Origin of the sequence: Superficieibacter sp. HKU1, assembly GCF_029319185.1 — a bacterium.
Classification (GTDB): Bacteria; Pseudomonadota; Gammaproteobacteria; order Enterobacterales; family Enterobacteriaceae; genus Superficieibacter.
On sequence record NZ_CP119754.1, the window covers coordinates 1,777,708 to 1,803,737 of the forward strand.

Genomic DNA, 26,030 nt, shown 5'->3' on the forward strand with positions numbered 1-26,030 from the left:
ACGTAAAGGGGAGACGAGGGTGAAACCTGAGTCGAACTGTTCCCAAACGGTGGCGGGGCAACGGGCAAAAGCTACTTTGCGCGACAATTATAACACCCTGACAAAGATTGTGCCGAAAACATTTACCTTCCCGGCGTAAATAACGTTCGCGGTTGCCAGAAATCGTCGGCCAGTGGTAGAGATAATAGTTTTTCCAGGTATTCCAGATAGTTGCGACGCGGGATTTCCACCGCCCCCAGAGACGCGGTATGGTTATTTAGCACCTGACAGTCGATTAATTGACCGCCCTGACGCTGGAATGCCTCACAAAAGAGGTATAAGGCGGTTTTAGAGGCATTTTCAGCGCGGCTAAACATTGATTCTCCGCAAAATAAAGCTCCCTGACACACGCCATACATCCCTCCGACCAGGTCTTCACCCTGCCAGACTTCGATGGAATGCGCGTGGCCCAGCTCATGTAATCGCTGATAGGCCCGAATAATTTCACGGGTGATCCAGGTGCCTTCATCACGCTCGTGGGCGCAGCTTTCAATCACCTGGTCAAAAGCATGATTGAGCGTGACGCGGTAGGGCGAGTTTTTATGAAACCGCTTCATGCTGCGGCTCAGATGAAACTGCTGCGGCCACAGAACGGCCCGCGGATCGGGCGACCACCATAAGATAGGATCCCCCGGTGAAAACCACGGAAATATGCCATGCTGATAGGCCATTAATAGCCGCGCCGGGCTGAGATCGCCCCCTAAGGCCAGTAAACCATTAGGTTCACGTAGCGCGCCTTCAGGGGAGGGGAACGCAATTGAATGACGGGACAGCTGGACCAGGCGCATGCTATGACAACTCCACTGCAAGACAAACCGCTCAATAATAGCCTACAGGCGCTGCTTAAACTGGTAATAACGCCCCTTGTTCGCCAGCAGTTCTGCGTGATTACCATGCTCAATAATTTGTCCGTTGTCCATCACTATTATATGGTCGAAGTGCGCCAGCCCGCGCAGGCGATGGGTGACCATCAGCAGCGTTTTATCTCGCGCCACGTCTGCCAGTAAATCCAGGATCTGGCTTTCAGTGGTGGCGTCCAGCCCTTCGGTGGGTTCGTCAAGCAGCAGCAGTGGCGCATCGTGCAGGAGTGCGCGAGCGATAGCCAGACGGCGCAGTTCACCGCCGGAAAGCTGGCGTCCGCCTTCGCCCAGCCAGCTATTTAAGCCACCATCTTCCAGCAGTTTTTGCAGGCCAGTGCGCGTTAGCACGGCGGCAAGCTGCTCATCGGTGGCCAACGGCGCGGCGAGAAGCAGGTTGTCACGCAGCGTGGCGCTGAAAAGATGAACGCGCTGCGGCACCAGGGTCATGGTGCGGCGAAGCGTCGGTTCGTCCAGTTCAGCGATGGGCGAACCGTTAATTAACAGCTCGCCATGCTGAGGATCCCAGGCGCGGGTCAGCAGTTGCAGCAGCGTGGATTTGCCGCAGCCGGTGCGACCGAGGATAGCGATATGTTCTCCTGCCGCCACGTCCAGATTGATGTTATTCAGCGCGGGTTGCGCCTGCTGCGGATAACGGAAAGTAATATCGCGAAGCTGCACAGTTACGTCGACAGGCGGCGTGACTGACTCTGACGGGAATATCACCTCCGGCGGCTGCTCGATAATTTGCGTGATGCGCAGGGCCGAGGCCATCACCTGACCGAGATGCTGAAACGCACCGGTCACGGGTGCCAGGGCTTCAAAGGCGGCGAGCGCGCAGAACACAAACAGGGCAATTAACGCGCCGGGCTGAGCGTTATCGCCTACGCCACCGGCGGCCATCCACAGCATCACCACCACGGCGATGCCGCCGATAAACAGCATTAACGCCTGCGACAGCGCCGTTAGCTCAGACTGTCTGCGCTGGGCATCGTGCCAGCTCAGTTCGGTATTCTCCATCTGCTGACGGTAGCGATCGCTGGCATTGAAGAGCGAAAGCTCTGCCTGCCCCTGAAGCCAGGCGGTTAACTGCTGGCGATACTGGCCGCGCAAATGTGTCAGGTTTTCACCCACCGGTTTTCCCGCGCGATAGAACAATGGCGGGAGCAACAACAGCGTGAGCAGCATAATCCCGCCCAACGTCAGGGCCAGCGTCACATCCAGCAGGCTGAGACCGAAGGTCACCACCACGATCACCATCAGCGCGCCAACCAGCGGAGAAATGACCCGCAGGTAAAGATGATCGAGGGTATCAACGTCCGCTACCAGACGATTGAGCAATTCGCCCTGCCGAAAACGGGCCAGCCCGGCAGGGGAGAGGGGCAGCACTTTACTGAAGGTAAACACGCGCAGATGCTGAAGTACCCGGAAGGTGGCGTCGTGGCTGACCAGCCGTTCGAAATAACGCCCGGCGGTACGGATAATCGCCGCGCCGCGCACGCCAGCAGCAGGAAGCATATAGTTAAAACTGTAAGCGCCGGCAAAACCAACCACCGCAGAAGCGGATAAAAACCATCCGGAAAGGGTCAATAACCCAATGCTCGCCAGCAGGGTGACGATGGCCAGGATCACACCCAGCGCCAGCAGCCCTTTATGACGTTTATAAAGTGCAAGATAAGGCAGCAGTACGCGCATTCAGATATCCTCCTGGCGATGTGCAAGCAGGCTGGCAAATACGCCGTTGCCATGGGTTAACGTTGCGAAATCACCCTGCTCAGTAATATGCCCGTCCTGCATAACCCAGATGACGTCCCACGCGGCCAGATCTTCAAGCTGATGGGTTACCATCAGCGTGGTTTGTTGCCGGGAGGCGTCATTCAGTGCTTGCATGACGCGCTGTTCACTGTGGGCATCCAGACTGGCTGAAGGTTCATCGAGCAGCAGTAGCTGGCACGGGGTGAGCAGTGCGCGAGCCACAGCAACACGCTGCGCCTGGCCGACGGAAAGCCCTCCGGCCTGGTCGCCCAAAGGGGTATCAATTCCTTGTGGCAGCTGCGAGGCAAATTCGTTTACCCATGCACGTTCCAGAGCTGAGCACAATTCTGCTTCAGTAGCGTCTGGCTTAGCCAGTAACACGTTATCGCGAAGCGTCGCCGCAGGAAGCTGCGGGTTTTGCCCCACCCAGCTCAACTGCTGTCGCCAGAGCTCAGGATCGAGTTCGCGCAGTTCCACATCATTAATAAGTAGTGAACCTTCGTAAGGCAAAAAACCGGAAAGCGTATTCAGCAGCGAGCTTTTCCCCGATCCACTCTGCCCGACCAGCACCACACGCTGTCCGGCGGCAAGATCAAAATTAAGCGGCCCGGCAAGCACTTTACCTTCCGGAGACTTAATAAAAAGATCGCGTGCCGTCACGGAAACCGCCTGCGTGGCGTTAAGCTGCGTCTCCCCACGCTGCGGCGACGCCAGCGGCGCTTCCAGGAAGGTTTTCAGACTGTCTGCCGCGCCGACCGCTTGCGCTTTCGCGTGATAAAACGTACCGAGATCGCGGAGTGGTTGAAAAAATTCGGGAGCGAGGATCAGCGCCAGGAAGCCTGCCGCCAGGGTGACGCCCGCACCGTAATGACCAAAATTCAGCTCGCCCAGATAGGAGAAACCAAAGTAAACCGCCACCAGCGCAATCGAGAGCGAGGCGAAAAATTCCAGCACGCCGGAGGAGAGGAATGCCAGGCGCAGGACTTCCATCGTTCGCTGGCGAAAATCCTGTGATGCCAGGCGGATATTCTCGATTTCAGCTTCGCCGCGTCCAAAGGTTCGCAACGTTTCCATTCCGCGCAGGCGGTCAAGGAAATGACCGCTCAGCCGCGCCAGCGCCTGAAAATTACGTCGATTGGCATCGGCCGCTCCCATGCCTACCAGCGCCATAAACAGCGGGATCAGCGGGGCGGTACCCAGCAAGATCAGCGCGGCGGCCCAGTTAGACGGAAAAATAGCAATCACGATCAACAGCGGCACAAACGTCGCCAGCGCCATCTGCGGCAGATAGCGCGCATAGTAATCATGCATATCGTCAATTTGTTCAAGAACAAGCGTCGCCCAGCTTCCGGCGGGTTTACCCTGAATCCAGGCCGGGCCCGCCTGCTGCAGGCGATCCAGCACCTGACGGCGGATGGCAAACCGGATGTGTTGACCGGCATAAAAGCCGACTTTCTCGCGTAGCCAGACAACCCAGGCGCGGACGATAAATACCAGAATTAGCTGTACGAACGGCAATAACAGCGCTTCACGCGGGATGTTATCCATGATCATATGCTGGAGGATCTGCGCCAGCATCCAGGCCTGGGCAACAATTAAAATGCCACTCACCAGACCCAGCAGACGAGACATCATCAGCCAGCGGCGGGAAATCACACTTTGCTGTTTTAACCAGCGGGTTAGCTCTTGTTGACGGGTTTTATTCATTACGTGCTTAGCAGGTGAGTTATCAGAATATCAGGCACGGCAATGTTACAACGACACAAAAATAAAGGCGACCTATAGTCGCCTTATTTACCTTTGTTACTGATTTGTAAAAATTATTTTCTGTTTTCAGCCAGACCATCAAGATAACGCTCGGCATCCAGAGCGGCCATACATCCAGTACCGGCGGAGGTGATCGCCTGACGATAGATATGATCCATCACATCGCCAGCGGCAAACACGCCAGGAACGCTGGTCTGAGTTGCATTCCCGTGAATACCGGACTGCACTTTGATATAGCCATTTTCCAGCGCCAGCTGCCCCTCAAAAATGGCGGTATTCGGGCTGTGACCGATGGCGACAAACAGACCTGCAACATCCAGCGTTTCAATGTTGTCGCTCTGGGTATCGCGCAGACGCAGGCCGCTGACACCCATTTGATCGCCCGTCACTTCTTCCAGCGTACGGTGGGTATGCAGCACGATATTACCGCTTTCGACTTTATCCATCAGACGTTTGATGAGGATTTTTTCCGCGCGGAAGCTGTCGCGGCGGTGGATCAGATGCACTTCGGAGGCAATATTTGCCAGATAGAGCGCTTCCTCAACCGCCGTATTGCCGCCGCCGATCACCGCCACTTTCTGGTTACGGTAGAAAAAACCGTCACAGGTGGCGCAGGCCGAAACGCCGCGGCCTTTAAACGCATCTTCAGACGGCAGCCCCAGGTAGCGTGCTGACGCGCCAGTGGCAATGATCAGCGCATCGCAAGTGTATTCCGCACTATCGCCAGTCAGGCGGAAAGGGCGGTTTTGCAGATCGACCGTATGGATGTGATCGAAAAGAATTTCGGTCTCAAATTTGCTTGCATGCTCATGCATACGTTCCATCAGCAGTGGGCCGGTCAGATCGTTTGGATCGCCCGGCCAGTTTTCCACTTCCGTGGTGGTGGTCAACTGACCGCCTTTTTCCATCCCGGTAATTAATACGGGTTGTAGATTCGCGCGTGCAGCATAGACAGCAGCGGTGTATCCCGCAGGTCCGGAGCCAAGAATTAATAGCTTACTGTGTTTCGCCGTGCCCATGAGATCCCCATAATTGTTGGCAGACATTGGACGAGATTGTAGGGAATTTGTAGCGTTAAAAAAAGAGCACGCAATTTTTGTTAACGATGTGTGCAATAGGGGATAACAATGGATTGCCGCTTTTCCGGACAACCTGCATAACTATTTCTACTGAAAATGAGGTGATTATAAGGTGATAACATGAGGAACATGCCTCATGAATGATGAATATCTGGCATGTCGTGCTAAAAAGCGATGTTTTGCTTTGACAATCCCCTGTGCATTTGCGAAAACATTCAAGGAAGAAAAAAAACCGTATTTCGTGTGGAGTCATATTTCAGCACGTAATGGTCATTTTTTACCGGGCTAACGAAATCTACGCATGGTGTGGACAGATGCCATACGTGATGTCGGTAGCTGCCTGCGGGCAACGGTCTTCTCACCGCATACCCTGGAATACGATTTGCAGCACTCACAGAGCGTGCGGCACGTAAACAACGGGCGAAGACCCTGAACAGTGACGTGCACAGGGTCAAGACAGGAGTAGGGAAGGAATACAGAGAGACAATAATAATGGTAGATAGCAAGAAGCGCCCAGGCAAAGATCTCGACCGTATCGATCGCAATATTCTGAACGAATTGCAAAAGGATGGGCGTATTTCCAACGTCGAGCTCTCTAAACGAGTGGGACTTTCACCGACGCCGTGCCTTGAGCGCGTTCGTCGACTGGAAAGACAGGGTTTTATTCAGGGCTATACTGCACTGCTTAACCCGCATTATCTGGATGCATCACTTCTGGTTTTTGTTGAGATTACTCTGAATCGTGGCGCACCGGATGTGTTTGAGCAATTTAACACTGCAGTGCAAAAACTTGAAGAAATTCAGGAATGTCATTTGGTTTCCGGTGATTTCGACTACTTGTTGAAAACCCGCGTACCGGATATGTCAGCGTATCGCAAATTATTGGGCGAAACCCTGCTGCGCCTGCCAGGTGTCAACGACACCCGCACCTATGTGGTGATGGAAGAGGTTAAACAGAGCAATCGTCTGGTAATTAAGACTCGCTAACACGGAACAGGTGCAAAATCAGCGTAATTTGATTACACTCCTGTTAATCCATACAGCAACCGTGCCGGGGAAACCTGGCACGGTTGTCCGTTTAGCATCAAGGACCTGGAGAGCCTTTCTTGAGCCAGGAATATACAGAAGACAAAGACGTCAAAATTACCCGGTTAAGCAGCAGCCGCCGACTTCTGGAGGCCATGCTTATCCTTTGCTCACTTTTCGCCATCTGGTTGATGGCGGCACTACTGAGCTTCAATCCGTCCGATCCCAGCTGGTCGCAAACCGCGTGGCATGAGCCTATTCATAATCTAGGCGGCGTGCCCGGCGCATGGCTTGCCGACACGCTCTTTTTTATTTTCGGCATCATGGCTTACACCATTCCGGTGATTATCATCGGCGGATGCTGGTTTGCATACCGGCACCGGGCCAATGAAGAATACATCGACTATTTCGCCGTTTCGCTTCGTCTTATAGGCGTACTGGCGCTTATCCTGACCTCGTGTGGGCTGGCCGCCATCAATGCCGATGACATCTGGTACTTCGCCTCTGGCGGGGTGATTGGTAGCCTGTTAAGCACCACCTTACAGCCTCTGCTACACAGCAGCGGCGGAACCATTGCGCTTCTGTGCATCTGGGCCGCCGGACTGACGTTGTTTACCGGCTGGTCCTGGGTCAGCATTGCTGAGAAAATTGGCAGCGTCATCCTTAATATTCTTACCTTCGCCAGCAATCGCACCCGCCGCGACGATACCTGGGTCGAGGAAGAGGAATACGAAGAATATGAAGAGGACGAAGACGAACTGCAGGACGCGCCGCGTGAATCGCGCCGCGCCCGTATCCTGCGTGGCGCGCTGGCGCGACGGAAACGCGTAGCTGAAAAATTTGCCAATCCGCTGGGGAGAAAAACCGATGCGGCGCTATTTTCAGGCAAACGGATGGACGATCCGGACGAGATTACCTACAGCGCTCGCGGTGTAGCTGCCGATCCTGATGACGTTCTGTTTTCGGGGCATCGTGCGACTCAGGCAGAGGAGTATGACGAGTACGATCCGCTATTAAACGGACATTCCGTTGCTGAACCCGTCGCTGCTGCAGCGGCGGCAACGATGGCGACGCAGGCATGGGCGGCGCCTGTCGATCCGGTTATCCCGCAGCCGCAAATTCAGGGCGCAGAGCCGGTTATTTCCCGGCCTGATGCTGCCTGGCAGGCAGCACAACCGCCGCATATCGCCTCAGAAAACTGGACGCCGCCTCAGCCTGCGTCTCCGGCTGAAGCGCCGATCAGTCAGACAGCGCCTTCTTACGAAAGCTATGCACAGCCTGCTGCGCAACCACCGTATGAGCCTTACGCTGAGCCACTGGCTGCTCAGCCACCCTATCAGCCGTATGCCGAGCCGCCCGTTGCTCAGCCGCAGTACCAGCCGTATGCGGAGCCTCCCGTTGCTCAGCCGCAGTACCAGCCGTATGCCGAGCCGCCCGTTGCTCAGCCGCAGTACCAGCCGTATGCAGAACCGCCGGTTGCTCAGCCACAGTACCAGCCGTATGCCGAGCCGCAGGTTGCTCAGCCGCCGTACCAGCCTTATGAGGAGCCGGTAGCGCAGCCGCACTATGAGCCGTATGCCGAACCACCGCCGGCAGCGCATGAAGCTCCACAGCCGCATGAGATTGTACAGGAAGAGGTAAAATCAAGCCGTCCTCCGCTTTACTACTTCGAAGAGGTAGAGGAGAAACGTGCCCGTGAACGTGAACAGCTGGCGGCCTGGTATCAGCCGATCCCTGAGCCGGCACAACAGTCTGTTACGCCGCCACCGGTGGTTGAACCCGATCCCGCCCCGGTTATTGCGCCCGTTGCCGCCAGCGTGCATCAGGCAACAGCGGCCGCTGCCGTCGCTGCTCCTGTCTTTAACCTGGCTGCCGGAGGCGCTCGCACTCAGGTTAAAGAAGGCATTGGTCCGCAACTGCCGCGTCCTAACCGCGTTCGTGTTCCGACGCGCCGTGAACTGGCGTCTTACGGTATCAAATTACCTTCTCAACGGATGGCGGAGGAGCGTGCGCGTCAGGCAGAGCAGCATTCTGATGATGAAGCTGACGAATTTGAGCAGCAAGAACTGGCTCGCCAGTTCGCTGATTCCCAGGAGCAACGTTATGGTGTTACTCCTGAGCCGGATGACGAAGACAATGCCGCCGAAGAGGAGCTGGCACGTCAGTTTGCTGCCTCTCAGCAGCAGCGCTACGCCAGCGAACAGCCGGAGGGAGCCAATCCCTTCTCACTGAGTGATTTTGCATTTTCGCCGACTAAAACGCTGGTCGACGATGGTCCAGGTGAGCCGCTGTTCACACCTGGTCCGATGGATGAGCCTCAGCCAGCCGCGCCGCAGTATCAGCAGCCGCAGCCGGTACATCAGCCAGCCGCGCCGCAGTATCAGCAGCCGCAGCCGGTACATCAGCCAGCCGCGCCGCAGTATCAGCAGCCGCAGCCGGTACATCAGCCAGCCGCGCCGCAGTATCAGCAGCCGCAGCCGGTACATCAGCCAGCCGCACCGCAGTACCAGCAGCCGAAGCCGGTGCACCAGCCAGCCGCGCCGCAGTATCAGCAGCCGCAGCCGGTGCATCAGCCAGCCGCGCCGCAGCCGAAGGACAGTTTGATCCATCCATTGCTGATGCGTAATGGCGACAGCCGGCCGCTGCAGAAGCCGACCACGTTATTACCGTCGCTGGATCTGCTCACACCTCCGCCGACTGAAGTTGAACCTGTCGATACCTTTGCGCTGGAGCAAATGGCACGTCTGGTCGAAGCGCGTCTGGCCGATTTCCGCATTAAAGCCGATGTCGTGAACTACTCTCCTGGCCCGGTAATTACGCGTTTTGAGCTTAACCTGGCACCGGGCGTTAAAGCCGCGCGTATTTCTAACCTGTCAAGGGATCTGGCTCGTTCGTTATCCAGTGCTGCCGTGCGCGTGGTAGAAGTTATTCCGGGCAAACCTTACGTTGGGCTGGAACTGCCGAATAAAAAACGCCAGACCGTATACCTGCGCGAGGTCCTGGACTGTGCAAAATTCCGCGATAACCCCTCACCGCTGACGGTGGTACTGGGTAAAGACATCGCTGGCGATCCGGTTACAGCAGACCTGGCGAAAATGCCGCACCTGCTGGTCGCGGGCACCACCGGCTCGGGTAAATCGGTGGGCGTGAACGCCATGATCCTCAGCATGCTGTATAAAGCGCAGCCGGAAGACGTGAAATTCATCATGATCGACCCGAAAATGCTCGAACTATCGGTTTATGAGGGGATCCCACATCTGTTGACGGAAGTCGTAACAGACATGAAAGACGCGGCCAATGCCTTGCGCTGGAGCGTTAATGAGATGGAACGTCGCTACAAGCTGATGTCAGCCCTGGGCGTGCGTAACCTTGCGGGTTATAACGAGAAAATTGCTGAAGCCGCACAGATGGGACGTCCGATTCCGGATCCCTACTGGAAGCCTGGCGATAGCATGGATGCCACGCATCCGGTACTGAAAAAAGAGCCGTATATCGTCGTACTGGTCGATGAATTTGCGGATCTGATGATGACCGTCGGTAAGAAAGTGGAAGAGTTGATCGCGCGTCTGGCGCAGAAAGCGCGCGCCGCAGGCATCCACCTGGTGCTGGCGACGCAGCGACCTTCCGTTGACGTCATTACGGGCCTTATCAAAGCGAATATACCGACGCGTATAGCCTTCACGGTGTCGAGCAAAATTGACTCCCGTACTATCCTTGACCAGGGCGGTGCGGAATCTCTGTTAGGCATGGGGGATATGCTCTATTCCGGCCCTAACTCGACGATACCCGTGCGTGTTCACGGTGCCTTTGTGCGCGACGAAGAAGTTCATGCCGTCGTGCAGGACTGGAAAGCGCGCGGGCGTCCACAGTATGTTGAAGGCATCACCTCCGACAGCGAAAGCGAAGGTGGCGGTGGCGGTCTGGAGAGCGGTGAAGAGCTGGATCCGTTGTTCGACCAGGCAGTTAACTTTGTGACCGAGAAACGCAAGGCTTCTATCTCCGGGGTTCAGCGCCAGTTCCGCATTGGTTATAACCGCGCGGCGCGTATCATTGAGCAGATGGAAGCGCAGGGGATCGTCAGCGAGCAGGGGCATAACGGCAACCGTGAGGTGCTGGCACCGCCGCCTTTCGATTGATTGCAAAGTTAGGTAAGCAAGTCAAAATTCAGTATTTTCTTCTGTCGCCTGGCTGGGATGAAGCCTAGAGTAGATGACAAAGAGGACTCCCGTAGTGGGAAGACGTATTTGAGGAATAACAATGAAAAAAATCGCTATCACCTGTGCATTACTTTCAGGCTTCGTGGTAAGCAGCGTCTGGGCTGATGCCGCTGGCGATCTTAAATCCCGCCTGGACAAAGTCAGCAGCTTCCACGCCAGCTTTACGCAAAAAGTAACGGACGGCAGCGGTGCGGCGGTACAGGAAGGTCAGGGCGATTTATGGGTTAAGCGTCCTAACCTGTTTAACTGGCACATGACGCAGCCGGATGAAAGCACGCTGGTATCCGACGGTAAAAACCTGTGGTTCTACAACCCGTTTGTGGAGCAGGTGAGCGTTAACCTGCTGAAAGACGCCACCGGCAATACGCCGTTTATGCTGATTGCCCGTAACCAGGCCAGCGACTGGCAGCAGTACAACATCAAGCAAAACGGCGATGACTTTGTGCTGACGCCAAAAGGCAGCAGCGGCAATCTGAAACAGTTCACCATTAACGTGGGCCGCGACGGCACTATTCATCAGTTCAGCGCGATAGAGCAGGACGACCAGCGCAGCAGCTATCAGCTTAAGTCCCAGCAAAATGGCGCGGTGGACCCGGCAAAATTCACCTTCACTCCGCCGCAGGGAGTCACTGTAGACGACCAGCGTAGTAAGTAGAGGCCTGCGTGAGCAATATGTCGCTCGACTTTTCCGATAACGAGTTTCAACCTCTGGCCGCGCGTATGCGGCCAGAAAATTTAGCGCAGTATATCGGCCAGCAGCACCTGCTGGCAGCGGGTAAACCGCTGCCACGGGCGATAGAAGCGGGCCAGTTGCACTCGATGATCCTCTGGGGGCCTCCGGGCACCGGAAAAACGACGCTGGCTGAAGTGATTGCCCGCTACGCCAGCGCCGACGTCGAGCGGATCTCCGCGGTGACGTCGGGGATCAAAGAGATCCGCGAGGCAATTGAACGCGCGCGGCAAAACCGCAACGCCGGGCGGCGGACGATCCTGTTTGTGGACGAAGTCCATCGCTTTAACAAAAGCCAGCAGGACGCTTTTCTGCCGCACATTGAAGACGGCACCATCACGTTTATCGGCGCGACCACCGAAAATCCCTCATTTGAACTTAACTCGGCGCTGCTCTCGCGCGCCCGCGTTTATCTGCTGAAATCGCTGACCACCGATGATATTGAACAGGTGCTCGATCAGGCAATGAACGACAGCGCGCGCGGCTACGGCGGCAAAGATATCGTGCTGCCGGAAGAGACCCGGCGGGCAATTGCTGAACTGGTCAACGGCGACGCGCGTCGGGCGCTGAACACGCTGGAAATGATGGCCGACATGGCAGAGCTGGACGCTACGGGCAAACGCGTGCTCCAGCCTGCGCTGTTGACCGAAATCGCCGGCGAGCGCAGCGCGCGCTTTGATAATAAAGGCGACCGTTTTTACGATCTTATCTCGGCGCTGCATAAATCGGTGCGCGGTAGCGCCCCGGATGCGGCCCTGTACTGGTATGCGCGCATTATCACTGCCGGCGGCGATCCGCTGTACGTGGCGCGACGCTGCCTGGCTATTGCCTCTGAAGATGTCGGCAACGCCGATCCGCGTGCCATGCAGGTTGCCATTTCTGCCTGGGACTGCTTTACCCGTGTCGGTCCGGCAGAGGGCGAACGCGCCATTGCCCAGGCGATTGTCTATCTGGCCTGCGCCCCCAAAAGTAACGCCGTCTATACCGCTTTCAAGGCGGCGATGGCCGATGCCCGCGAGCGCCCGGATTATGACGTCCCGGACCATCTGCGCAATGCTCCGACCAAACTGATGAAAGAGATGGGCTACGGTCAGCAGTATCGCTACGCCCACGATGAGCCGAACGCCTATGCCGCTGGCGAGCAGTACTTTCCGCAGGAAATGGCGCAAACGCGCTATTATCAGCCGTCAAATCGCGGCCTTGAAGGTAAGATTGGCGAAAAGCTCGCCTGGCTTGCTGAACAGGATCAAAATAGCCCCACAAAACGCTACCGCTAATGCAGGCGTTGCGGTAAGGTTACCGATGAATCTTTGCGATCGCAGGCTGCGGTCGCATTCTCCTTTTACTCATTCGATAAGCACAGGATAAGCATGCTCGATCCCAATCTGCTGCGTAACGAGCCAGACGCAGTCGCAGAAAAACTGGCACGCCGGGGCTTTAAGCTGGACGTAGATAAGCTGCGCGCTCTTGAAGAGCGCCGTAAAGTGTTGCAGGTAAAAACTGAAAATCTGCAGGCTGAGCGTAATTCACGATCGAAATCCATCGGCCAGGCGAAAGCGCGCGGGGAAGATATCGAGCCATTACGCCTGGAAGTGAATAAACTGGGTGAAGAGCTTGATGCTGCGAAGGTAGAACTGGACGTGCTGCAAAGCGAAATCCGGACTATCTCGCTGACCATTCCTAACGTTCCCGACGACTGCGTGCCGCAGGGCAGAGATGAAAACGACAATGTCGAAATCAGCCGTTGGGGTACCCCGCGCCAGTTCGATTTTGAAGTGCGCGATCACGTCACTCTTGGTGAAATGCACAGCGGCCTGGATTTCGCTGCCGCCGTGAAACTCACCGGCTCACGTTTTGTGGTCATGAAAGGGCAGATTGCCCGCATGCACCGCGCGCTGGCGCAATTTATGCTGGATCTGCACACTGAACAGCACGGTTACAGTGAAAACTATGTGCCGTATCTGGTGAACCACGACACGCTTTACGGCACCGGGCAACTGCCGAAGTTCGCCGGCGACCTGTTCCATACGCGTCCGCTGGAAGAAGAAGCGGACAGCAGTAACTATGCGCTGATCCCTACCGCAGAAGTTCCGCTGACCAACCTGGTGCGTGATGAAATCATCGACGAAGATGACCTGCCGATCAAAATGACCGCACACACGCCATGCTTCCGCTCCGAAGCCGGTTCTTACGGTCGTGATACCCGTGGTCTGATCCGTATGCACCAGTTCGACAAAGTTGAAATGGTGCAGATCGTGCGTCCGGAAGATTCTATGGATGCGCTGGAAGAGATGACCGGTCACGCGGAGAAAGTGCTTCAGCTGCTCGGCCTGCCGTACCGCAAAATTTTGCTTTGCACCGGCGACATGGGCTTTGGTGCCTGCAAAACCTACGATTTGGAAGTCTGGGTACCGGCGCAGAATACCTACCGTGAAATTTCCTCCTGCTCTAACGTATGGGATTTCCAGGCACGTCGTATGCAGGCTCGCTGCCGCAGCAAATCCGACAAGAAAACCCGTCTGGTCCATACCCTGAACGGTTCTGGTCTGGCCGTAGGCCGTACGCTGGTTGCCGTGCTGGAAAACTACCAGCAGGCAGATGGCCGTATCGAAGTACCGGACGTGCTGCGCCCGTATATGAATGGTCTTGAGTATATCGGTTAAGCTTCACACTTTTGTCATCCAAAGCGCCTGCGGGCGCTTTTTTTATATCCATTTTGATAACGGACAATAACCACTTATTTACAAGGGTTAATATGCTTTCGTTCGAAAGTAGCATTAACTGCTGCCATTTTGAATAATCGATATATAAAAATCTATATAACGAATTTGCTTTGATTCTTCCGGGCAAACAAAGTGAGCAATTATGAAAACAACGAATTCTGAGGTTGTACTGTCGGCGGAAGTCAGTCGTCGTGACTTAATGAAAACGACAGCTATCGGCGGCCTGGCCCTTGCCAGCAGCGCTTTTACTCTGCCATTTACCCGTATTGCCAGCGCCGCAGAAGCCCTAAGTCCTTCTGAAAAGGCCGAGAAAATTATCTGGAGTGCCTGCACGGTAAACTGCGGTAGCCGCTGCCCGCTACGAATGCATGTCGTTGATGGCGAAATTAACTATGTCGAAACGGATAATACCAGCGACGATAATTTCGACGGTTTGCATCAGGTGCGCGCCTGCCTGCGTGGGCGCTCGATGCGCCGCCGGGTTTATAACCCGGACCGGCTGAAATATCCAATGAAGCGCGTTGGTAAACGCGGGGAAGGAAAGTTCGAGCGTATTAGCTGGGATGAAGCATATGACATCATCGCCAAAAATATGCAGCGTCTGATTAAAGACTATGGCAATGAATCAATTTATCTCAACTATGGCACCGGCACGCTCGGCGGAACCTTAACCCGTTCATGGCCGCCCGGAAAAACGCTGATCGCTCGCCTGATGAACTGCTGTGGCGGCTACCTGAACCACTATGGTGACTATTCCTCAGCGCAAATTGCCGCCGGACTGAATTACACCTACGGCGGCTGGGCAGATGGTAACAGCCCGTCCGATATTGAAAACAGCAAGCTGGTTGTCCTGTTTGGCAATAATCCCGGTGAAACGCGCATGAGCGGCGGCGGAGTAACGTATTACCTCGAGCAGGCCCGGCAGAAATCTAACGCGCGGATGATCATTATCGATCCTCGTTATACTGATACGGGCGCAGGACGCGAAGATGAATGGATCCCGATCCGCCCCGGTACTGATGCTGCCCTGGTAAGTGGACTGGCGTGGGTGCTGATTAGTGAAAACCTCGTCGATCAGCCGTTTCTGGACAAATACTGCGTTGGCTACGACGAGAAAACCCTGCCTGCCGACGCTCCGAAAAATGGGCATTACAAAGCGTACATCCTTGGACAGGGAAACGATGGTATTGCGAAAACGCCGGAATGGGCGGCGCGTATCACCGGTATTCCAGCCGATCGGATTATTAAACTGGCACGGGAAATCGGCAGTGCTAAGCCCGCGTATATCTCTCAGGGATGGGGACCGCAGCGTCATGCCAATGGTGAAATCGCCACCCGCGCCATTTCCATGCTGGCGATCCTGACCGGCAATGTCGGCATTAACGGCGGCAACAGCGGCGCGCGTGAAGGTTCGTATGCCTTGCCGTTCGAGCGTATGCCGACGCTGGAAAATCCAGTTCAGACCAGCATCTCTATGTTTATGTGGACCGACGCGATTGAACGCGGTCCGGAAATGACCGCGTTACGCGATGGCGTGCGCGGCAAAGATAAACTTGACGTGCCGATCAAGATGATCTGGAACTATGCCGGTAACTGCCTGATCAACCAGCATTCAGAGATCAACCGCACGCATGATATTTTGCAGGATGACAAGAAGTGCGAAATGATCGTTGTCATTGATTGCCACATGACATCGTCTGCGAAATATGCCGATATTCTGCTGCCAGACTGTACTGCATCTGAACAAATGGATTTTGCGCTGGACGCATCATGCGGAAATATGTCTTATGTGATTTTCGCCGACCAGGTGATTAAACCGCGTTTCGAGTGCAAAACGATTTATCAGATGACCAGCGAACTGGCGAAACGGCTGGGCGTTGAGCAACAGTTTACCGAGGGACGCACTCAGGAAGAATGGATGCGTCATCTGTATGAGCAATCGCGCCAGGCGGTGCCAGAACTGCCACCCTTTGAAGACTTCCGCCAGCAGGGAATATTTAAAAAGCGCGATCCCGAGGGGCATCATGTCGCTTATAAAGCGTTTCGCGACGATCCGCAGGCCAACCCGCTTACCACGCCATCGGGCAAAATCGAAATCTATTCGCAGGCGCTGGCAGAAATTGCCGCAAGCTGGGAGCTACCCGCCGGGGATGTCATCGATCCACTGCCCATCTATACGCCGGGGTTTGAGAGCCACAACGATCCGTTAATCAAAAAATTCCCGCTGCAGTTAACAGGTTTCCATTATAAAGCCCGCGTTCACTCCACCTACGGCAATGTGGATGTGCTGAAAGCGTCCTGCCGCCAGGAAATGTGGATCAATCCGCTGGATGCGCAGACACGCGGGATCGCTAACGGTGACAGAATACGTATTTTTAACGATCGCGGTGAAGTCCATATTGAGGCCAAAGTGACCCCGCGGATGATGCCGGGCGTCGTCGCGTTAGGTGAGGGGGCCTGGTATAACCCGGATGAGAAACGCGTGGATCAGAGTGGCTGTATTAACGTACTGACTACTCAGCGACCTTCGCCGCTTGCCAAAGGGAACCCTTCCCACACGAACCTTGTTCAGGTTGAAAAAGCGTAAGGAGTAGCTGATGACAACCCAGTATGGATTTTTTATTGATTCCAGCCGTTGCACCGGCTGCAAAACCTGCGAGCTGGCCTGCAAGGATTATAAAGACTTAACCCCGGACGTGAGCTTTCGGCGCATTTATGAATATGCTGGCGGCGACTGGCAGGAGGATAACGGCGTCTGGCAGCAAAATGTCTTCGCTTACTATCTCTCCATTGCCTGCAACCATTGCGAAGATCCGGCCTGTACGAAAGTGTGCCCCAGCGGTGCCATGCATAAGCGCGAAGATGGCTTTGTGGTGGTGGATGAAGAGGTGTGTATTGGCTGTCGCTATTGCCATATGGCCTGCCCTTATGGCGCACCGCAGTATAATGCGACGAAAGGGCATATGACCAAATGCGATGGCTGCCATGACCGCGTGATAAACGAGGGGAAAAAACCAATTTGCGTTGAGTCCTGTCCGCTGCGTGCGCTGGATTTCGCCCCGATTGATGAACTGCGTAAAACGCATGGCACTCTGGCGGCGGTCGCCCCCTTACCGGGAGCACATTTCACCCAGCCGAATATCGTCATCAAGCCTGGCGCGAACAGCCGTCCCTGTGGCGATACCACCGGTTATCTGGCAAATCCAAAGGAGGTATACAATGGGAAACGGATGGCATGAATGGCCGTTAATGATCTTTACGGTCTTTGGGCAATGTGTGGCGGGCGGTTTTATCGTACTGGCGCTGGCGCTGATGAAAGGCGGCCTGCGTGCAGACGCGCAACAACGCATTATGACCAGTATGTTTGGGCTATGGGTGCTGATGGGCCTGGCCTTTATTGCCTCAACGATGCATCTCGGCTCTCCGCTACGGGCATTCAACTCGCTAAACCGCATCGGTGCGTCGGCACTGAGCAATGAAATTGCCAGCGGCTCGCTGTTTTTTGCCGTGGGTGGCCTCGGCTGGCTGTTAGCGATAATGAAAAAAATGCCTTCGGCGCTGCGGATGCTGTGGTTGATGGTAACCATGATCCTGGGCGTGATTTTTGTCTGGATGATGGTCCGCGTCTACAACAGTATTGATACCGTGCCGACCTGGTATACGGTCTGGACGCCGCTGAGTTTCTTCCTGACGATGTTTATTGGCGGACCCTTATTGGGTTATCTGCTGCTGAGCATGGCGGGCGTAAGTGGGCGACCGTTACGTTTATTGCCAGTGGTATCGCTGATGGCGCTGATTGTCAGCCTGGTAACAGGGTTACTGCAGGGCATGGAACTGGCGACGATCCACAGTTCAGTGCAGCAGGCGTCCGCGCTGGTTCCGGAATATGGTTCGCTGATGGCCTGGCGCGCGGTGGCGATTGTCGTCGCACTGCTGTGCTGGATCCTGCCGCAACTGCAAGGAAGGAAATCGGCTATATTGTTGCTGACCGTCGCTTTTGTGCTGGTGCTGGCGGGGGAATTGATTGGCCGGGGTGTATTCTACGGTTTACATATGACTACGGGGATGGCCATTGCAGGCTAATGGTTTATAAAAGGCGTAAAGTCAGGGGCTTGCTCTGGCTTTGCGCCTTTATTCGATCATGAAATTTTTCAACTGACTGGCGGCGCGCTTTTATAATTTAACACAGTAAAATCAATGAGGTAATTTTAGATGCTCTCTTTCTTATCCTGTTCTGGATAAGCAATTTCAATCGTCGAAAAACAAAGCGTGCTGTGGCAGAAAAACGGCAATTGACTTTGTTTCTGGCGGTGGCATGATGCGCTCGAATTCTGATCTTCCTCACGGTTTATTATCCATGTCCACCTATACCCGCCCGGTGCAATTGCTGCTCTGTGGCCTGCTGTTGTTGACCCTGGCGATCGCGGTATTAAACACGCTCGTCCCGCTCTGGCTCGCCCATGAAAACCTTCCAACGTGGCAGGTCGGGATGGTGGGATCGTCTTATTTCACCGGTAACTTAGTCGGTACGCTGTTAACCGGGTATGTGATCAAACGCCTTGGCTTCAACCGTAGTTATTATCTTGCAACGTTGATTTTCGCCGTAGGCTGTATCGGTCTGGGGATGATGGTCGGTTTCTGGAGTTGGTTAAGCTGGCGTTTTATTGCCGGCGTTGGCTGCGCGATGATTTGGGTGGTCGTTGAAAGTGCGCTGATGTGTAGCGGCACGTCAAACAACCGCGGGCGTCTGCTGGCAGCCTATATGATGGTTTACTATGTGGGCACCGTGCTGGCTCAACTGCTGGTCAGCAAGCTGCCGACCGACCTGATGAGCGTGCTGCCGTGGGTGACTGCGGTAACGCTGGCAGGCATCTTACCGCTGCTGTTCACGCGCATCGTTAACCAGCATAGCGAACATCAGGATACCACCCGCATATGGCCGATGTTACGGCTGCGCCAGGCACGTCTTGGGGTGAATGGGTGTATTATTTCAGGCATCGTTCTTGGCTCATTGTATGGCCTGATGCCGCTGTACCTTAACCATCGCGGCGTCAGCGATTCCGGGATCGGCTTCTGGATGGCGGTGCTGGTGAGCGCGGGCATTTTTGGCCAGTGGCCGATTGGTCGTCTGGCAGATCGGTATGGTCGTTTGCTGGTGTTGCGGGTGCAGGTCTTTGTCGTGATCCTCGGCTGTCTGGCGATGCTCAGCCATGCTGCAATGGCGCCGGCGCTGTTTGTGCTCGGCGCGGCAGGTTTTACGCTCTATCCGGTGGCAATGGCATGGGCCTGTGAAAAGGTAGAACATCATCAGCTGGTAGCGATGAACCAGGCGCTGCTCCTGAGCTATACGATTGGCAGCCTGCTTGGCCCGTCGTTAACTGCGATGCTGATGCAAAATTATACCGATAACCTGCTATTTATTATGATTGCCAGCGTATCGTTCATCTATCTGCTGATGTTGCTGCGCAAAGCGGGCCAGCATCCGACACCGGTGGCTCACATCTAGCCTTCCTCCTGCCGGTTAACCCCGGCAGGATACGTCGATTAATACATCACCTTATGACCGTATTGCTCAAGAATACCCTTGACGCGTTCCATGGTCTCTTTTTTCGGGGGATGTACGCCGTCAAGTTTATACTCCTCGCCCATCGCCACCCATTTGTGTTTACCCAGCTCGTGATACGGCAGCATTTCGATTTTCTCGACGTTGCCCATATCGCGGGTAAATTCGCCCAGACGGTGCGCAGAGTCATCGTCATCTGACCAGCCAGGCACCACGACGTAACGGATCCACACCTTAATGCCTTTATTGGCGATGTATTTGGCGAACTCCAGCGTACGATGGTTGGATACGCCGACCAGATTCTGATGGATCTCATCGTTCATCTGTTTCAGATCCAGCATCACCAAATCGGTCACCTCCAGCAATTCATCAATCACCGGATCGTAACGACGGACAAAGCCGTTAGTATCAAGACAGGTATGAATGCCTTCTTTCTTACAGGCACGGAACCAGTCACGGACAAACTCCGCCTGCAAAATGGCTTCGCCGCCGGACGCCGTTACGCCGCCGCCGGATGCATTCATAAAGTGGCGGTAGGTCACCACTTCTTTCATCAGTTCTTCCACGGTGATTTCTTTGCCGCCGTGGGTATCCCACGTATCGCGGTTATGGCAATACAGGCAGCGCATCAGGCAGCCCTGGAAGAACGTAATAAAGCGGATACCCGGGCCATCAACGGTGCCACAGGATTCAAAGGAGTGAATGCGACCAATTACTGACATTGCGGTGGTTTCTCCAGCTTTGGCCTTCCTGGCCTGTGAGTGCACAACTCGCTAAGGTTGTGTCGGGTCTGTTTTGACGGTTACCCACTAAGTATAGATAACTGGCAAACCAGACTGCGGGTGTTAAAAAGGCCCCACTACTGTGGAGCCTTTATTTTACGCTTTTTTAATCGTGATTTCAGTCAAAACCAATTACATGGTCTGCGTGAAGGTACGAGTAATAACGTCCTGCTGCTGTTCTTTCGTCAGGGAGTTAAAGCGTACTGCGTAGCCAGATACACGGATGGTCAGTTGCGGATATTTTTCCGGGTTTTCCATCGCATCAAGCAGCATTTCACGGTTCATCACGTTCACGTTCAGGTGCTGACCACCTTCGATGGACGCTTCATGATGGAAGTAACCATCCATCAGGCCCGCCAGGTTAGTTTTACGAACTTCGTCGTCTTTACCCAGTGCGTTAGGAACGATAGAGAAGGTGTAAGAAATACCATCTTTAGCGTAAGCAAACGGCAGTTTAGCAACGGAGGTCAGAGAAGCTACAGCACCTTTCTGGTCACGGCCGTGCATCGGGTTAGCACCTGGTCCGAACGGCGCGCCAGCACGACGACCGTCTGGGGTGTTACCAGTTTTCTTACCATACACAACGTTAGAGGTGATGGTCAGAACAGACTGGGTCGGGATAGCGTTACGGTAGGTAGTCAGTTTCTGAATTTTCTTCATGAAACGTTCAACCAGGTCAACCGCCAGGTCATCTACGCGAGCATCGTTGTTACCAAACTGCGGGTATTCACCGTCGATTTTGAAGTCGATAGCCAGACCGTCTTCATCACGAACCGGGGTCACTTTCGCATATTTGATTGCAGACAGGGAGTCAGCCGCAACAGACAGACCTGCGATACCACACGCCATGGTGCGGATAACGTCACGGTCGTGCAGCGCCATCAGAGAGGCTTCGTAGCTGTACTTGTCATGCATGTAGTGAATCACGTTCAGCGCGGTGACATACTGTTTAGCCAGCCAGTCCATGAAGTGATCCATACGATCCATCACTTCGTCGAATTTCAGAACGTCGCCTTTGATCGGTTCAGATTTCGGACCAACCTGCATTTTCAGTTTTTCATCAACGCCGCCGTTGATAGCGTACAGCATGGTTTTCGCCAGGTTTGCACGCGCACCGAAGAACTGCATTTGTTTACCAACGATCATCGGGCTTACGCAGCAAGCGATAGCATAGTCATCGTTGTTAAAGTCAGGACGCATCAGATCGTCGTTCTCATATTGCAGAGAAGAGGTATCGATGGAGACTTTAGCCGCATATTTTTTGAAGTTCAGCGGCAGTTTTTCAGACCACAGAATCGTGATGTTCGGCTCCGGAGACGGCCCCATGGTGTACAGGGTGTTCAGGAAACGGAAGCTGTTTTTGGTTACCAGCGTACGGCCATCAACGCCCATACCGGCGATGGATTCTGTTGCCCAGATCGGGTCACCAGAGAACAGCTCATCATATTCCGGGGTACGCAGGAAGCGAACCATACGCAGTTTCATGACCAGGTGGTCAACCATTTCCTGCGCTTCTTGCTCGGTGATTTTGCCTGCTTTCAGGTCGCGTTCAATGAACACGTCCAGGAAAGTCGCGGTACGACCGAAGGACATTGCTGCGCCGTTCTGAGACTTAACAGCGGCCAGGTAGCCGAAGTAGGTCCACTGAATAGCTTCCTGAGCGGAGGTCGCCGGACCAGAGATATCGCAGCCGTATTTTGCTGCCATTTCTTTGATCTGACCCAGAGCGCGATGCTGGTCAGCGATTTCTTCACGCAGACGGATGGTAGCTTCCAGGTTTACGCCGTTTTCCATGTCAGACTGCAGAGACAGGAACTGTGCGTATTTGTCTTTCATCAGGAAGTCGATACCGTACAGCGCAACGCGACGGTAGTCACCGATGATACGGCCACGGCCATAGGCATCCGGCAGACCAGTCAGAACACCGGATTTACGGCAGTTCAGAATGTCTTTGGTGTAAACATCGAAAACGCCCTGGTTGTGGGTTTTACGATATTCAGTGAAGATTTTTTTCAGTGATGGGTCCAGTTCGCGGTTGTACGCTTTGCAGGAACCTTCAACCATTTTGATACCACCGAACGGGATAATGGCACGTTTCAGCGGAGCTTCGGTCTGCAGACCAACGATTTTCTCAAGCTGCTTGTTGATGTAACCGGCATCGTGAGAGGTGATAGTGGAGGCAACAGAAGTGTCGAAATCAACAGGCGCGTGAGTGCGGTTTTCCTGTTTTACGCCTTCCATTACGCTGTCCCACAGCCTGGTGGTAGCTTCAGTTGCGCCAGCCAGGAAAGACTCGTCACCCTCGTAAGGGGTGTAGTTTTTCTGGATGAAGTCACGGACGTTTACTTCATTCTGCCAGTCACCTTTCGCAAAACCTTCCCAGGCTGTGGCTAACTTTTCATTAAGCTCGGACATTGTAATACCTACCTTCTTAAGTGGACTTTTTATTTACGCCTGGAACTATCATTAATGATGATTGTTACCACGCAGATAAATGACCCAGTATGTCAACCCAACTAACAAACCGCCGCCGATAATGTTCCCGATGGTGACAGGGATGAGGTTATCAGTGATAAAGTTCATAATAGTCAGGTGAGAAAAATTGTCCGGAGAGGAACCGACCGCGGTCCAGAATTCCGGGCTGGCGAAATGACGTATTACGATACCCATTGGGATCATAAACATATTCGCGATGCTGTGCTCAAAGCCGCTGGCAACGAACATAGCGACCGGCAAAATCATGATGAGCGTTTTATCCGTTAAGCTACGGCCTGAGTAGCTCATCCAGACGGCAAGACAGACCATCAGGTTTGCCAGAATGCCGAGGCAAACAGCCTCAATAAAGGTGTGATGCATTTTGTGGTCGGCGGTTTGCAGGACGTTAAGCCCCCAGCCACCGTTGGCGGTCATATACTCGCCAGAAAGCCACATTAAAAGCACAAACAGCAGTGCGCCGATCAGGTTGCCAAAATAAACGTTCAGCCAGTTGCGACCCAGTTGCCCCCAGGTAATACGACCGCTGGCTTTCGCCACGACAATCAGTACCGTTGAGGTAAACAGGTCAGCCCCGCAGATAACGCAAAGAATCAGGCCCAGTGAAAAGCAGATGCCGCCTACCAGTTTCGCCATACCAAACGGCATGGAAGCAGTACCTGTAGTGGCGGTGATGTAGAAAACAAAAGCAATGGAGATGAACATGCCTGCGGTAATCGCCAGGAAAAACGTGGTCATCGGTTGTTTCGTTGCTTTGTAGACACCCGCTTCTTCAGCCACTTTGGCCATTGCTGCAGGAAGTATTAGATCAAAAGGGTTGTCAGCTTTCACACTAACTCTCTCTTTATTAAGTCGGCGACGAGATACTAACAAAGCATTATAGAAGAGAAATTGATATAGATCATATCTCGCCTGGCTTATAGGCCTTCATAGTGTATGGTTTTACAGCTATTTAGGGATAAAGTATTGATTATAGAACTAAAAATAAATTTTAAAAATTATAAATTGTGTTGAATTTTTTTATGGCCTCATCAGTCGGCGGTTAATTAAAATGGAGTATTTACAATATAAAGTAACATTAAAGAAAAGATAAAAGTAATAACATTTACTCATATTTAACTTTAACATTACATTTCACGGCCGATACTCTAAATATAAAAAACGGAGCGGTAAAATCGCTCCGTAATATAACGCAGACTCAGAGATAAGCCTATGGTTTGCGCGGTTATTTAGCCCTGACGTGACCAGAAAGCTACTTTAGCGCGCTGAAGTTTCTCGTAAGCTTTTAACAGCGACTGATGAGCCGGGAAGGCAGCCAGATCGCTATCAACCGCTTGCAGCCCGTAGAATGCAGATTCACCGCTTAATGCCGCGCTGGCGGCTTCAACCGCGTCGGCACCGTACATTCGTACAAAAGCGTTCAGGTACTGCAACGGCTCGCGTTCGTCTTCCTGGGTCAGCAGCAGTAAGGTTTGCAGGCAACGGTAGTAGTTGGCTCGCCCGGTGCTGAAAACAGAGGCGTTAAATTCCATAGTCCATTCGGTCCAGATTAGCGCCTGCTCGGTGTCACCACCCGCCAGCGCCAGCATTGCTTTCAGTTCGCCAATACGCAGCGTATACCAGCCGTTATTGCTGCCCGTTGCCAGACCCAACAATTCGCGTACGCGGGTAAAATCGTCATGACCTTCTTCATCAAGCTGGGCGATCAGGTTCAGATAGTCTTCTTTGTCCCAGTTGCTGCCCGGCAGCGCCAGAATAGTATCGCGCAGATGGCTACCCATACTGTTGTTCGCCATCCATAAATCTTCTACCGGATAGATATCGGACATACCCGGTACGATAATGCGGCAGGCGTAAACGCTGAGGTGCTCGTAGTCGGCGATGTAAACCTCTTTGTCTTCTTTCCTGAAGATGGCCATCAGGGTCGCAAACTCTTCTTCAGTGGTGCCAGCAAAGCTCCAGTCAACGAAGGGATAATCGGCATCCTGTTTGAACAGATCCCAGGAGATCAGACCGCTGGAGTCAATGAAGTGGGTTTCGAGATTGGTATGTTCGGCCACTTCTTCGTCATCAAAGGTAGGCGGCGTAAAGACATCAAGATCTTTCAGACCACGACCCTGCAACAGTTCGGTGACGGTACGCTCCAGCGCCACGCCAAAATCAGGATGCGCGCCGAAAGAGGCAAAGCAGGTACCATTTGCCGGATTAAACAGCACAACGCAAATTACCGGATACTGGCCACCCAGCGAGCCGTCATAGGCGAAAATCGGGAAACCTTCCGCTTCCAGCGTTGCAATGGCCTCGACTACCCCCGGGTAGCGCGCCAGCACCTCGGACGGGATTTCCGGCAGGCTGATCGATTCGGCGATAATGCGATTTTTGATATGACGCTCAAACACTTCCGACAGTCCCTGGACGCGCGCTTCATTGGCCGTATTACCCGCCGACATGCCGTTAGAAACGTACAGGTTACCGATGATGTTCATCGGGATATACACGGTCTGGTTGTCAGATTGACGAGTGAAAGGCAGGGCGCAGATCCCGCGATCTTCATTACCGGATTGCAGGTCAATCAGCATCCCGGCGCTCAGATCGTTTTCCGGATCGTAAAACGCGCGCAGACGGGCGTCGAGGATCCCTTCCGGCAGTTCATCGTTTTCCGGCAGCGGGAACCATTTCTCATTCGGATAATGCACGAACGGGCCATTGGCAATGGTATCGCCCAGCCAGAAATCGGCAAAAAAGTAGTTCGTTGACAGACGTTCGAAATACTCACCCAGCGCAGAGGCCAGCGCCGCTTTTTTGGTGGCTCCTTTTCCGTTAGTGAAGCACAGGGCGCATTCTTTATCGCGAATATGCACAGACCAGACGTTAGGGACAGGATTCAGCCAGGAAGCCTCTTCAATATCGAAGCCGAGATCCTGCAGTTTTTGCTGGAAGCGAGCGATGGAATCTTCCAGAGCGGCGTCTTTGCCGGGGATGAAGGTTTGAGTCATGAC

At 54.0% G+C, this 26,030-nt stretch carries 17 protein-coding genes; 9 read left to right on the top strand and 8 right to left on the bottom strand.

Annotation, left to right across the window (positions count from 1 at the left end):
• Positions 1-122 precede the first annotated feature (122 nt).
• The 4 genes from aat to trxB all read right to left on the bottom strand — a co-directional run bounded on the left by aat (position 123) and on the right by trxB (position 5,437).
• Positions 123-827, bottom strand: a complete 705-nt coding sequence (gene aat, locus P0H77_RS08545) for a leucyl/phenylalanyl-tRNA--protein transferase (RefSeq protein ID WP_276164467.1) — start codon at positions 825-827, stop codon at positions 123-125.
• 42 nt (positions 828-869) lie between these two features.
• Positions 870-2,591 carry a cysteine/glutathione ABC transporter ATP-binding protein/permease CydC gene (gene cydC, locus P0H77_RS08550; RefSeq protein WP_276164468.1) on the bottom strand — a complete coding sequence of 574 codons (1,722 nt, stop codon included), beginning with the start codon at positions 2,589-2,591 and terminating at the stop codon, positions 870-872.
• The gene (cydD, locus tag P0H77_RS08555) at positions 2,592-4,358 is read right to left on the bottom strand and encodes a cysteine/glutathione ABC transporter permease/ATP-binding protein CydD (RefSeq protein ID WP_276164469.1); all 1,767 of its coding nucleotides are present in this window, start codon (positions 4,356-4,358) and stop codon (positions 2,592-2,594) included.
• 113 nt (positions 4,359-4,471) lie between these two features.
• Positions 4,472-5,437, bottom strand: coding sequence for a thioredoxin-disulfide reductase (trxB, locus tag P0H77_RS08560; protein ID WP_276164470.1), 966 nt, complete (start codon positions 5,435-5,437; stop codon positions 4,472-4,474).
• A gap of 552 nt (positions 5,438-5,989) precedes the next feature.
• On the opposite strand from trxB, the gene lrp reads away from it, so the two are divergent.
• The 9 genes from lrp (at position 5,990) to P0H77_RS08605 (ending at position 19,699) form a co-directional block, all read left to right on the top strand.
• A complete protein-coding gene (gene lrp / locus P0H77_RS08565) occupies positions 5,990-6,484 on the top strand; it encodes a leucine-responsive transcriptional regulator Lrp (RefSeq protein ID WP_000228473.1) in 495 nt (164 codons plus the stop codon).
• Positions 6,485-6,603: 119 nt separating this feature from the next.
• Positions 6,604-10,659: a DNA translocase FtsK gene (gene ftsK, locus P0H77_RS08570; protein ID WP_276164471.1), complete on the top strand. Its 4,056-nt coding sequence runs from the start codon at positions 6,604-6,606 to the stop codon at positions 10,657-10,659.
• Positions 10,660-10,780: 121 nt separating this feature from the next.
• On the top strand, positions 10,781-11,395 hold the full coding sequence (gene lolA, locus P0H77_RS08575) for an outer membrane lipoprotein chaperone LolA (RefSeq protein WP_276164472.1): 615 nt from the start codon (positions 10,781-10,783) through the stop codon (positions 11,393-11,395).
• 8 nt (positions 11,396-11,403) lie between these two features.
• Complete coding sequence (locus tag P0H77_RS08580; RefSeq protein WP_276164473.1) at positions 11,404-12,747, top strand: replication-associated recombination protein A; 1,344 nt, start codon at positions 11,404-11,406, stop codon at positions 12,745-12,747.
• 93 nt (positions 12,748-12,840) lie between these two features.
• Entirely contained in the window at positions 12,841-14,133 is a 1,293-nt protein-coding gene (gene serS, locus P0H77_RS08585; RefSeq protein WP_276164474.1) for a serine--tRNA ligase, read from the top strand.
• A gap of 202 nt (positions 14,134-14,335) precedes the next feature.
• Complete coding sequence (gene dmsA / locus P0H77_RS08590; protein ID WP_276164475.1) at positions 14,336-16,780, top strand: dimethylsulfoxide reductase subunit A; 2,445 nt, start codon at positions 14,336-14,338, stop codon at positions 16,778-16,780.
• Positions 16,781-16,790: 10 nt separating this feature from the next.
• Positions 16,791-17,432, top strand: a complete 642-nt coding sequence (locus P0H77_RS08595) for a DMSO/selenate family reductase complex B subunit (RefSeq protein WP_276164476.1) — start codon at positions 16,791-16,793, stop codon at positions 17,430-17,432.
• Positions 17,413-18,276, top strand: a complete 864-nt coding sequence (locus tag P0H77_RS08600) for a dimethyl sulfoxide reductase anchor subunit family protein (RefSeq protein WP_276164477.1) — start codon at positions 17,413-17,415, stop codon at positions 18,274-18,276. The genes P0H77_RS08595 and P0H77_RS08600 overlap by 20 nt, the downstream gene beginning before the upstream one ends.
• 274 nt (positions 18,277-18,550) lie before the next feature.
• Positions 18,551-19,699, top strand: a complete 1,149-nt coding sequence (locus tag P0H77_RS08605; protein ID WP_276164478.1) for an MFS transporter — start codon at positions 18,551-18,553, stop codon at positions 19,697-19,699.
• A 38-nt stretch (positions 19,700-19,737) separates the two neighbouring features.
• Here P0H77_RS08605 and pflA read toward each other — a convergent pair whose 3' ends face one another.
• From pflA to ycaO, 4 genes are all read right to left on the bottom strand, one after another.
• On the bottom strand, positions 19,738-20,478 hold the full coding sequence (pflA, locus tag P0H77_RS08610; RefSeq protein ID WP_276164479.1) for a pyruvate formate lyase 1-activating protein: 741 nt from the start codon (positions 20,476-20,478) through the stop codon (positions 19,738-19,740).
• Positions 20,479-20,670: 192 nt separating this feature from the next.
• Entirely contained in the window at positions 20,671-22,953 is a 2,283-nt protein-coding gene (gene pflB / locus P0H77_RS08615; protein WP_276164480.1) for a formate C-acetyltransferase, read from the bottom strand.
• Between the two features lie 51 nt (positions 22,954-23,004).
• The gene (focA, locus tag P0H77_RS08620; protein ID WP_276164481.1) at positions 23,005-23,862 is read right to left on the bottom strand and encodes a formate transporter FocA; all 858 of its coding nucleotides are present in this window, start codon (positions 23,860-23,862) and stop codon (positions 23,005-23,007) included.
• Positions 23,863-24,260: 398 nt separating this feature from the next.
• Positions 24,261-26,027, bottom strand: coding sequence for a 30S ribosomal protein S12 methylthiotransferase accessory factor YcaO (gene ycaO / locus P0H77_RS08625; protein WP_276164482.1), 1,767 nt, complete (start codon positions 26,025-26,027; stop codon positions 24,261-24,263).
• Between the last annotated feature and the right edge of the window lie 3 nt (positions 26,028-26,030).